Source organism: Leclercia sp. LTM14, assembly GCF_023736175.1.
GTDB classification, from domain to species: domain Bacteria; phylum Pseudomonadota; class Gammaproteobacteria; order Enterobacterales; family Enterobacteriaceae; genus Enterobacter; species Enterobacter barmai.
On the sequence record NZ_JAIKTT010000009.1, the window covers coordinates 131,626 to 143,068 of the forward strand.

General features: G+C 59.2%; 8 protein-coding genes and 1 pseudogene. 6 read left to right on the plus strand and 3 right to left on the minus strand.

Going from position 1 to position 11,443, the window contains the following annotated elements:
* Nucleotides 1-80: 80 nt before the first annotated feature.
* Both hcp and hcr read left to right on the plus strand, forming a co-directional pair.
* Nucleotides 81-1,733 (plus strand): hydroxylamine reductase, encoded by a 1,653-nt coding sequence (hcp, locus tag K5I40_RS17545; protein ID WP_039029513.1) that lies wholly within the window; start codon nucleotides 81-83, stop codon nucleotides 1,731-1,733.
* Nucleotides 1,734-1,744: 11 nt separating this feature from the next.
* Nucleotides 1,745-2,712, plus strand: a pseudogene (gene hcr / locus K5I40_RS17550) (NADH oxidoreductase).
* Nucleotides 2,713-2,846: 134 nt separating this feature from the next.
* Here the strand turns inward: hcr and K5I40_RS17555 are convergent.
* A complete protein-coding gene (locus K5I40_RS17555; RefSeq protein WP_139564663.1) occupies nucleotides 2,847-3,281 on the minus strand; it encodes a DoxX family protein in 435 nt (144 codons plus the stop codon).
* Between the two features lie 152 nt (nucleotides 3,282-3,433).
* Here K5I40_RS17555 and poxB point away from each other — a divergent pair, with 152 nt between their 5' ends.
* From poxB to K5I40_RS17575, 4 genes are all read left to right on the plus strand, one after another.
* Nucleotides 3,434-5,152 carry a ubiquinone-dependent pyruvate dehydrogenase gene (poxB, locus tag K5I40_RS17560; protein WP_223075064.1) on the plus strand — a complete coding sequence of 573 codons (1,719 nt, stop codon included), beginning with the start codon at nucleotides 3,434-3,436 and terminating at the stop codon, nucleotides 5,150-5,152.
* 38 nt (nucleotides 5,153-5,190) lie between these two features.
* Complete coding sequence (gene ltaE, locus K5I40_RS17565; RefSeq protein WP_223075063.1) at nucleotides 5,191-6,192, plus strand: low-specificity L-threonine aldolase; 1,002 nt, start codon at nucleotides 5,191-5,193, stop codon at nucleotides 6,190-6,192.
* Nucleotides 6,193-6,201: 9 nt separating this feature from the next.
* Nucleotides 6,202-7,638, plus strand: coding sequence for an SDR family oxidoreductase (locus tag K5I40_RS17570; RefSeq protein WP_223075062.1), 1,437 nt, complete (start codon nucleotides 6,202-6,204; stop codon nucleotides 7,636-7,638).
* A 91-nt stretch (nucleotides 7,639-7,729) separates the two neighbouring features.
* Nucleotides 7,730-8,743 carry an NAD(P)-dependent oxidoreductase gene (locus K5I40_RS17575; RefSeq protein WP_039029519.1) on the plus strand — a complete coding sequence of 338 codons (1,014 nt, stop codon included), beginning with the start codon at nucleotides 7,730-7,732 and terminating at the stop codon, nucleotides 8,741-8,743.
* 236 nt (nucleotides 8,744-8,979) lie between these two features.
* On the opposite strand, the gene K5I40_RS17580 is transcribed toward K5I40_RS17575, so the two are convergent.
* Both K5I40_RS17580 and iagB read right to left on the minus strand, forming a co-directional pair.
* On the minus strand, nucleotides 8,980-10,824 hold the full coding sequence (locus K5I40_RS17580; RefSeq protein ID WP_039029520.1) for a chitinase: 1,845 nt from the start codon (nucleotides 10,822-10,824) through the stop codon (nucleotides 8,980-8,982).
* Nucleotides 10,825-10,961: 137 nt separating this feature from the next.
* Nucleotides 10,962-11,405 (minus strand): type III secretion system invasion protein IagB, encoded by a 444-nt coding sequence (gene iagB, locus K5I40_RS17585; RefSeq protein WP_039029521.1) that lies wholly within the window; start codon nucleotides 11,403-11,405, stop codon nucleotides 10,962-10,964.
* Nucleotides 11,406-11,443 lie beyond the last annotated feature (38 nt).

Consider the following 11,443-nt stretch of genomic DNA (forward strand, 5'->3'; position numbering starts at 1 on the left):
AGCAGAAAGCCCTTTTCTCCGTATCGCCTCAGGCATAACCTTAAACATGTATATTAAATACAACTTTAACAGGTGTGATTATGTTTTGTGTGCAATGTGAACAAACCATCCGTACCCCAGCCGGCAACGGCTGCTCTTACGCACAGGGCATGTGCGGTAAAACCGCAGAAACTTCCGATCTGCAGGATCTGCTGATTGCCTCCCTGCAGGGTTTATCCGCCTGGGCGCTGAAAGCCCGGGAATATGGCATCATCGACCACTACGTGGATAACTTCGCCCCGCGCGCGTTCTTCTCAACCCTGACTAACGTTAACTTCGACTCCCCGCGCATTGTGGGCTACGCCCGCGAAGCCATCGCCCTGCGTGAAGCCCTGAAAGCGCAGTGCCTGGCTGCCGATGCCGGTGCCCGCGTGGATAACCCAATGGCCGACCTGCAGCTGGTGAGCGATGACCTGGGTGACCTGCAGCGCCAGGCGGCAGAATTTACCCCGAATAAAGACAAAGCCGCGATTGGCGAAAACATCCTCGGCCTGCGCCTGCTGTGCCTGTACGGTCTGAAAGGCGCTGCGGCCTATATGGAGCACGCCCACGTTCTGGATCAGTACGACAACGACATCTACGCCCAGTACCACAAAATCATGGCGTGGCTGGGCACCTGGCCTTCCGACATGAACGCTCTGCTGGAGTGCTCCATGGAAATCGGCCAGATGAACTTCAAAGTGATGAGCATTCTGGACGCCGGTGAAACCACCAAATACGGCCACCCGACCCCGACTCAGGTCAACGTCAAAGCGACCGAAGGTAAATGCATCCTGATTTCCGGTCACGACCTGAAAGATCTCTACAACCTGCTGGAGCAGACCGACGGCACCGGCGTCAACGTCTACACCCACGGTGAGATGCTGCCCGCCCACGGCTACCCGGAGCTGCGTAAATTCAAACATCTGATCGGTAACTACGGCAGCGGCTGGCAGAACCAGCAGGTGGAGTTCGCCCGCTTCCCAGGCCCCATCGTGATGACCTCTAACTGCATCATCGACCCAACCGTGGGGGCTTACGACGATCGTATCTGGACCCGCAGCATCGTCGGCTGGCCGGGCGTGAGCCACCTCGAAGGCGACGACTTTGGTCCGGTGATTGCCCAGGCGCAGCAGATGGCGGGCTTCCCGTACAGCGAAATTCCTCATCTGATCACCGTTGGTTTCGGTCGTCAGACCCTGCTGGGCGCAGCGGATTCCCTGATCGACCTGGTGAGCCGCGAAAAACTGCGCCACATCTTCCTGGTGGGCGGCTGTGACGGCGCGCGCGGCGAACGTAACTACTTCACCGATTTCGCCACCAGCGTTCCGGACGACTGCCTGATCCTGACCCTGGCGTGTGGTAAATACCGCTTCAACAAGTTGGAGTTCGGCGATATCGAAGGCCTGCCGCGCCTGATCGATGCCGGTCAGTGTAACGATGCTTACTCTGCCATCATCCTGGCCGTCACCCTGGCAGAAAAACTGGGCTGTGGCGTGAACGACCTGCCGCTGTCGCTGGTACTCTCCTGGTTCGAACAGAAAGCGATTGTGATCCTGCTGACCCTGCTGTCGCTGGGCGTGAAAAACATCGTCACCGGCCCGACCGCACCTGGCTTCTTTACCCCGGATCTGCTGGCGGTGCTCAACGAGAAGTTTGGTCTGCGTTCCGTGACCACCGTTGAAGAAGACATGAAGCAGCTGCTGAGCGCGTAAGGAGTAAAAGAATGACTATGCCAACCCATCAGTGCCCATGGCGGATGCAGGTTCACCACATCCATCAGGAAACGCCGGATGTCTGGACGATTTCGTTGCTGTGCCACGACTATTATCCATACCGTGCCGGGCAGTATGCGCTGGTCAGCGTGCGTAACTCAGCGGATACGCTGCGGGCGTACACGATCTCCTCAACGCCTGGCATCAGCGAATACATCACGCTGACCGTCCGCCGCATTGATGAGGGGGCAGGCTCGCAGTGGCTGACGCACGACGTGAAGCGTGGGGATTACATCTGGCTGTCTGACGCGCAGGGTGATTTTACCTGTGACGATAAGCCGGAAGATAAATTCCTGCTGCTGGCCGCCGGCTGCGGCATCACGCCGGTGATGTCGATGCGCCGCTGGCTGGCGAAGAACCGTCCGCAGGCTGACGTGGAGGTGATCTTCAGCGTCCGCTCGCCGCAGGATGTGATTTTTGCTGACGAATGGCGGAATTATCCGGTCACGCTGGTGGCGGAAAATAATGCCACCGAGGGGTTTGTCGCCGGTCGTCTCAGCCGTGAACTGCTGCAAAGCGTGCCGGATATCGCCGCCCGCACCGTCATGACCTGTGGTCCGGCACCGTACATGGACATCGTTGAAGAAGAGGTGAAAGCCCTGGGCGTGACCCGCTTCTTCAAAGAGCAGTTCTTTACGCCGGAGGCAGAGGCTGCCACCGGCGGGCTGAAGTTTACTAAACTGCAGCCCGCAAAACCTTCTTTGGCCGCGTGGGCAGCACGCTGCTGGACGCGCTGGAGAGCAATAACGTGCCGGTAGTGGCCGCCTGTCGAGCGGGCGTCTGCGGGTGCTGTAAAACAAAGGTGGTGGACGGGAATTATACCGTCACCAGCACCATGACGCTGACGGATGCCGAAGTGGCAGAAGGCTATGTGCTGGCCTGCTCCTGTCATCCGCAGGGAGATTTGGTTCTGGCCTGATGAAAAACGCCCGGTGGCGCTCGCGCTTACCGGGCCTACAACGACAAATGCCCGGTGGCGCTGCGCTTACCGGGCCTACGGGTTTTGTAGGCCGGGCAAACGCAGTGCCGCCCGGCGTTACCGCTGCAGAGGAGCTACTTCCACGCCGGATCGCTCACCACCGAATACCGCCCTGCCCCTAGAAATGCCACGGCCAGCGCGCCAACAAAGAAATAGACCAGACTCTCAATTGCCCAGGCCCCTACCGCATCCAGCGCGAAGGTTTTCCCGGTGCCCACCATCAGCCAGGCCACCACCATGGTAAAAGCCAGCACCAGCGCCGCCGGACGGGTGAGAATGCCGAGAATAATCAGGATCGGCGCCACCACTTCGCCAATCAACACCCCATAAGCGATAAAGCCCGGCAGCCCTTTTGCCACCAGCATGCCTGCAATCCCCCCCACCCCATCGATCGCTTTATGCATCCCGTGAAACAGCATCAATCCACCTACGGCCAGGCGCAGCAACAGTCTGCCAAAATCGTCATGCGTTAGCGTTTTATTAACAGCAATTAACAATGATTTAACCATCTGAATTTACTCCATTTTTTAAGTTAACTGCCGTCAGAATATGACGAAATATTGCACATTGAAAGCAACTATTAATGAGGGGGATTTCGCGGGCACGCCGGTCAGTTTCATCTAAGCTTGAAAGCGTTATCACATTCAGGAGACGGACTACCATGAAACAAACCGTGGCGAACTATATTGCGAAAATGCTGGAGCAGGCCGGGGTCAAACGGATCTGGGGCGTGACCGGTGATTCCCTAAACGGTCTGAGCGACAGCCTGAACCGGATGGGCACCATCGAATGGATGCCGACCCGCCATGAGGAGGTCGCCGCGTTCGCCGCCGGGGCCGAGGCGCAGCTTACCGGCGAGCTGGCGGTCTGCGCCGGATCCTGCGGGCCGGGTAACCTGCACCTGATTAACGGCCTGTTTGACTGCCATCGCAACCATGTCCCGGTCCTCGCCATCGCCGCGCATATTCCGTCGAGCGAAATCGGCAGCGGCTATTTTCAGGAGACGCATCCTCAGGAGCTGTTCCGGGAATGCAGCCATTATTGTGAACTGGTCTCATCCCCGGAACAGATCCCCCAGGTGCTGGCTCTGGCCCTGCGCAACGCCATTCTCAAGCGCGGCGTCTCGGTGATTGTGCTGCCGGGCGACGTGGCGCTGAAACCGGCGCCGGAACAGGCCAGCACCCACTGGTATCCGGCCCCGCAGCCGGTGGTGACCCCTGCTCAGGGCGAGCTGAAAAAACTGGCCCAGTTGCTGCGCTACTCCAGCAATATCGCCCTGATGTGCGGCAGCGGCTGCGCCGGAGCCCATGAGGAGCTGCTGGAATTTGCCGGCACCCTCAAAGCCCCCATCGTGCATGCCCTGCGCGGGAAAGAGCACGTGGAGTACGATAACCCCTATGACGTGGGGATGACCGGGCTGATCGGCTTCTCCTCCGGGTTCCACACCATGATGAACGCCGATACCCTGGTGCTGCTCGGCACCCAGTTCCCCTACCGCGCGTTTTACCCCAACGATGCCAAGATCATCCAGATCGACATAAACCCGGCCGCTATCGGGGCGCACAGCAAGGTGGATATGGCGCTGGTGGGCGATATTAAGGCCACGCTGAGCGCGCTGATGCCGCTGCTGGAGGAGAAAACCGACCGTAAGTTCCTGGATAAGGCCCTGAGCGATTATCGCGACGCCCGCAAAGGGCTGGACGATCTGGCGAAGCCCGGCGATAAGGCGCTGCACCCGCAGTATCTGGCGCAGCAGATCAGCCGCTATGCCGCCGACGATGCCATCTTCACCTGCGACGTGGGCACCCCCACCGTCTGGGCGGCGCGCTACCTGAAAATGAACGGCAAGCGCCGTCTGCTGGGCTCGTTTAACCACGGCTCGATGGCCAACGCCATGCCGCAGGCGCTGGGGGCGAAAGCCACCGCGCCGGAGCGTCAGGTGGTGGCGATGTGCGGCGACGGCGGGTTCAGCATGCTGATGGGGGATTTTCTGTCGGTGGCGCAGATGAAGCTGCCGATCAAGATCGTCGTCTTTAACAACAGCGTGCTGGGTTTTGTGGCGATGGAGATGAAAGCGGGCGGCTACCTGACCGACGGAACAGATCTGCACGACACCAATTTCGCCGCCATCGCCGAAGCCTGCGGCATCACCGGCATTCGCGTGGAGAAGGCCTCGGAAGTGGATGATGCGCTCCAGCGCGCCTTCGCCACCGACGGTCCGGTGCTGGTGGACGTGGTGGTCGCCAAAGAGGAGCTGGCCATTCCGCCGCAGATCAAACTGGAGCAGGCGAAGGGCTTTAGCCTGTACATGCTGCGCGCCATTATCAGCGGCCGCGGCGACGAAGTTTTGGAGCTAGCCAAAACCAACTGGCTCAGGTAAAACAATCGGCATCGCCTTTAAAATAATAAGGAAATGCCATGATTGATTTACGCAGTGATACTGTCACCCGACCGAGCCGTGCCATGCTGGAAGAGATGCTGGCCGCGCCGGTCGGGGATGACGTCTACGGCGATGACCCCACCGTTAACGAGCTTCAGCGCTATGCCGCAGAGCTGAGCGGCCACGAGGCCGCTCTGTTCCTGCCTACCGGCACCCAGGCCAACCTGGTGGCCCTGCTCAGCCACTGCGAGCGCGGCGAAGAGTATATCGTCGGCCAGGGGGCGCATAACTACCTCTACGAAGCCGGTGGCGCGGCGGTGCTCGGCAGCATTCAGCCGCAGCCGATCGATGCCGCCCCTGACGGCTCCCTGCCGCTGGACAAGGTCGCCGCCAAAATCAAAGCCGACGACATCCACTTCGCCCGCACCAGACTGCTCAGCCTCGAAAACACCCATAACGGCAAAGTGCTGCCGCGTGGGTACCTGAAAGCGGCGTGGGAATTTACCCGCGAGCGCGGGCTGGGGCTGCACGTCGATGGCGCGCGCATTTTTAACGCCGTGGTGGAGTATGGCTGCGAGCTGAAAGAGATTACGCAATATTGCGACTCGTTCACCATTTGTCTCTCCAAAGGGCTGGGTACGCCGGTGGGCTCTCTGCTGGTGGGCAATGCCGACTACATTAAGCGCGCCAACCGCTGGCGTAAAATGACCGGCGGCGGCATGCGCCAGGCCGGGATCCTCGCCGCAGCGGGTCTGTACGCCCTGAAAAATAACGTCGCCCGCCTGAAGGACGATCACGATAACGCGGCATGGATGGCGACGCAGCTGCGCGAGATCGGCGCTGACGTGATGCGTCACGACACCAACATGCTGTTTGTCCGCGTCGGCGATGAACACGCGGCGACGCTGGGTGAGTTTATGAAGGCGCGCGGCGTGCTGATTAACGCCTCGCCGGTGGTGCGTCTGGTGATGCACCTCGATGTCAACCGCGAGCAACTGGCAGACGTGGTTGCCCACTGGCAGGCGTTTTTGCAGCGCTAAGGAACTCAGGTGACGCAACGTATTCTGGTCCTGGGTGCCAGCGGGTATATCGGTCAACATCTGGTGACCGCCCTGAGCGCACGCGGGCATCAGGTACGGGCGGCGGCACGCAGCATTGAGCGCCTGCAGAAGCAAAACCTGCCTGGCGTCACCTGCCATACTATCGACCTCAACTGGCCGCAGACGCTGGCGTTGCTGCTGGAGGGGGTCAATACCCTTTACTATCTGGTCCACAGCATGGGCGAAGGGGGCGATTTTATTGCCCACGAGCGCCAGGTGGCGATGAACGTCCGCGACCTGCTGCTGGAACACCCGGTTAAGCAGATAATCTTCCTCAGTTCGTTGCAGGCCCCGGCGCATGAGCAGTCCGACCATCTGCGCGCCCGGCAAGTGACCGCCGACACGCTGCGCAGTGCCGGAATACCGCTCACCGAGCTGCGGGCGGGGATCATCGTCGGCGCGGGATCGGCCGCTTTCGAAGTGATGCGCGATATGGTCTACAACCTGCCGGTACTGACCCCGCCGCGCTGGGTGCGCTCGCGCACCACGCCGATTGCGCTGGAGAACCTGCTGCACTATCTGGTCGAGCTGCTGGAACATCCGGCATCTGAGCACCGGGTGCTGGAGGCCGCCGGCCCCGAGGTGCTGAGCTACCAGCAGCAGTTTGAGCATTTTATGCGGGTGAGCGGCCGCCGCCGTCCGCTGATCCCCATCCCCTTCCCGACCCGCTGGATCTCGGTGTGGTTTTTAAACGTCATCACTTCCGTGCCGCCGACCACTGCCAAAGCCTTAATCCAGGGGCTGAAACACGATCTGCTGGCGGATGACCGCGAGCTGCGCACGCTGATCCCGCAAACGCTGATCACCTTTGATGATGCGGTGCGCAACACGCTGAAGGAGGAGGAGAAGCTGGTGAACTCCAGCGACTGGGGCTACGACGCCCAGGCCTTCGCCCGCTGGCGTCCGGAATATGGCTACTACCCGAAACAGGCCGGTTATACGGTGAAAACCTCTGCCAGCCTGAGCGCCCTGTGGCAGGTGGTAAACCAGATCGGCGGCAAAGAGCGCTACTTCTTTGGCAATATCCTCTGGCAGACCCGGGGGATGATGGACCTGCTGGTCGGGCATAAGCTGGCGAAAGGCCGTCCGGCCGCGCCCTGGCTGCAAACCGGCGATACCGTCGACAGCTGGAAGGTGATTATCGTTGAGCCAGAGAAGCAGCTGGCGCTGTTGTTTGGCATGAAAGCCCCCGGCCTCGGGCGGCTCTGTTTTACCCTGAAGGACAAGGGCGACCACCGCGAACTGGACGTGCGTGCCTGGTGGCATCCGCACGGGATGCCGGGTCTGTTCTACTGGCTGCTGATGATCCCGGCCCACCTGTTTATCTTCCGGGGAATGGCCCGGCGCATTGCCGTTCTGGCAGAACAAAACTCAGAAAAGGAGTAATTAAAACTCCGAATCTTTCACGTTTCCCATTGCATACCGCCGTAATTCACGGAAGAATGCGCACGAAATTCTTTCAATACAGTGGATCGATATGAAGGTACTGGTTACCGGCGCCACCAGCGGTTTAGGCCGCAATGCGGTGGAGTTTTTGCGCAATAAAGGCGTCAGCGTCCGGGCCACCGGCCGTAATGAAGCGATGGGTAAATTGCTGCAAAAAATGGGCGCAGAGTTTGTCCATGCCGACCTGACGGAACTGGTCTCTTCCCAGGCAAAAGTGATGCTGGCCGGAATCGATACGCTGTGGCACTGCTCCAGCTTTACCTCGCCCTGGGGAACCCAGGAAGCCTTTGACCTGGCCAACGTGCGCGCTACCCGCCGTCTCGGCGAGTGGGCCGTGGCCTGGGGCGTGCGCAACTTCGTGCATATCTCCTCCCCGTCGCTCTATTTCGACTATCACCATCATCGCGATATCCAGGAAGATTTTCGTCCGGCGCGCTTCGCCTGCGAGTTTGCCCGCAGCAAGGCCGCCAGCGAAGAGGTGATCGATCTGCTGGCGCAGTCCAACCCGCACACCCGCTTTACCATTTTGCGTCCACAGAGCCTGTTTGGCCCCCACGACAAAGTGTTTATCCCGCGCCTGGCGCAGATGATGCACCACTACGGCAGCGTGCTGCTGCCGCGCGGCGGAGATGCGCTGGTGGACATGACCTATTACGACAACGCCATTCATGCCATGTGGCTGGCGAGCCAGAGCGCCTGCGACGGTCTGCCGTCCGGCCGGGCGTACAACATCACCAACGGTGAGCCGCGCTCGCTGCGCAGCATTGTGCAAAAGCTGATTGACGAGCTGAATATTCACTGCCGGATCCGCTCCGTCCCCTACCCGATGCTGGATATTATTGCCCGCAGCATGGAGCGGCTGGGGAATAAAGCCGCCAAAGAGCCTGCGCTGACGCACTACGGGGTGTCGAAGCTGAACTTTGATTTTACCCTCGACACGCAGCGCGCGGAGAGTGAGCTGGGCTATAAGCCGCTGGTGACTCTTGATGAAGGGATTGTGCGTACCGCGGCATGGCTGCGGGATCACGGGAAGTTACATCGTTAATCAATCTGCTGCGGGGCGCCGGGGGCGCTTCGCTTGCCCGGCCTACAGGGCCTGGTCTCCTCACTCGGGCGCCGGGGGCGCTTCGCTTGCCCGGCCTACGGGGTCTGGTTCCCTCACTCGCGGTGCCGGGGGCGCTTCGCTTGCCCGGCCTACAAGGCCTGGTTTTGTAGGCCGGGTAAGGCGATGCCGCCACCCGGCGAAACTAAAACGGCAACCTTTCGGTTGCCGTTTTGCTTTTACAGTGCGGTCCAGGCGTCTGCCCATGCCAGGCCTGCGCCTGGTTCATAGTATGCCGGGGCGCTGTTACACCATCCGCTGTACGGGAACGGCTTGCACTGGAACAGTTTACCGTGGTTGTTCACGATATCGCCTGCGTTGTACTTGCTGTTGGCGCTCCACGCCGCATAAGCGTCGGAACTGCCTTCATCCCCCGCTGGCGTCTGCGCTTTCGCTTTGACGTTCAGCAGATAGGTGGTGGTGTTGCTCAGCTCGCCGTCGTTGACGTCCAGGCTGATCTCATACTGCTGAGCCGTCGCGGACTCAGGCGCAGTGAAAGTGACCACCGCTTTGTCTTCACCGCTTACGGTCTGGCCGTCCTGGGAGCGCCAGGTGTAGGTCAGCTTGTTACCGTCTTCGTCGGTGGAGTTTTCTGCGCTCAGGGAGACCTGCGCACCTGCATCAACTGCCCCAATCGGGCCGGAGATGACCGCTACCGGCGTATGGTTGACGACCGCTGGCGTGTTATCTGCCGGGGTCTCATCTGCCGGGGTGTTATCCGCTGGCGTGTTGTCTGCCGGAGTATTGTCAGCCGGGGTGTTGTCCGCTGGCGTATCATCGCCCGGCGTTACCGGAGTGCCGTCGTCATTAACGATATTGACGTTAAAGAACTTCTGCACGCATTTGGTGTAGTCGCCGTCTTTAAATGCGCTGAATGGCGTCTGATAACCCACCAGCTGGCAGGAGTAGGTCTTACCGCTCGGCGTATCCGCGCTCCATCCCCAGTCCTGTTCCCAGTACACTTTCAGTGCGCCCGCGCCGCCTTCATCGAACTGCTTCATGTTGGCACAGCCCAGCACTTCGTTTTCCGCCACCGGAACCTTCAGGTAGTTGGCGAACTCTTTGTAGTACTTGATACGGTTCTGAGACTGGGCAATTTCAGTCGGACCGCCGCACTCTACGCCGCCGTTGATGATCTGGGTGGTCACGCCGAAGCCCGGCACCAGGCCGTTAGCTTTATCGCGATCGTTAGGCTGCCAGGTACCGTCGATAACCTGCAGCATGCTTGGTTTCGGCGGCTGCGGGTAGGCGAAGAAGAAGATGGCGCTCGCCAGGTTCAGCCAGGTGTCGGCCACCAGCTCCGGCTTGTCCAGCAGCGTGCGGACATCACCAAACATCGCTTCCGAGAACGGACCGTAGTTGTAGTTGTAGGAGAGCTGTTTTGCACCGCGGCCAAAGTAGCTCAGGAAATCGCCGTCTTTGTCTTTGCCGCACGGCCAGGTCTGGCCCTGCCACACGCTTGGGTTACATTCGCCGTTATAGCCGCCCTTCTGGCCTTCGCTCCAGCCCATCTCGCGGACGTAAACCAGCGCCTGGCGCCATTCAGCTTCAGGACGCCAGGACTCATGCCCGCCGGTCTCCTGCGCAAAGTGGGCAAACATGGTTGCCAGCTCTTTGCGGCAAATGGCCAGGCTGTCGCGACCATCGGTGTAGTTGTCGCACAGTGCCGGGAATTTACCTACCGCCTTCAGGAAGTTGCTGTAGCTGTAATCTTTGGCGCGCAGCGGGAAGAGATACTCCCAGTCGCTCTCCTTCAGAATGCTTTCAACACGCTTCACGTTATCCGGGTTGGTCGCTTTACCCGGCTCAATCAGCTCCACCTGGGCGTTATCCAGAGTACGGATAGTCGCCTTGACCGACTTCATCAGCGGGAAATCCGTTAACGCCTTTTCCTTTTTGGCCAGGTCGCTGGCTTTCATGGTATAGGGTTCGCTGCTTTCCGCTTTGAGCATGGTTGCCTGCGCCATGACAGGTGCCACGCACGCGCCCGCGACCAGAATGCTCAGTAATGTCCTTTTATTCATTTACGTTGTTCCTGTTAAAAACGATAATAACCAGTACGATCTCGATTTATGTATTAATCCATTAATAAATAAATCCGGGACGGCAACATTTTTTGTGAAGAACACCTGTCAGATATTCTTCAAAAAAAGCAGCCTGATTAATGGTACTGCGACATCCTTTTTATTCTTTGGTATTTAGCCCAGACCTTTCTGGCGTATATTCTGCGCTGGGGGAAATTTTCGGGTTTCAGCCCGGCGTTATAAGCCCCTACCGCTTCCCAGTTATAGCCGTAGACTTTAATCATGCCGGAGAGAATGGATGCACCGACCATAATAGAGGTGCAGGGCTCAGCCATTAACCGGTACTCATCAATGCCTTTTCTTTCCAGCTCTGAAAAATGCGAACTGTTTATTTGCATCAACCCAACATCACGTGAACCATCATGGTTATAACCGACCGCATTGGGATTTAATCCGGACTCTACGTCCGCAATGGCAAATAATAACCAGGGGTCGACATGGTAATATTGCCCGGCAGAATTCCAGCAGTTGGCTAATGCGCCCTGGCTGATTAATAACAACAGAAAAATAAAACGTTTCATTTCCTCAACCGCCTGCCGCTGGTGTACTGACCGCCCGG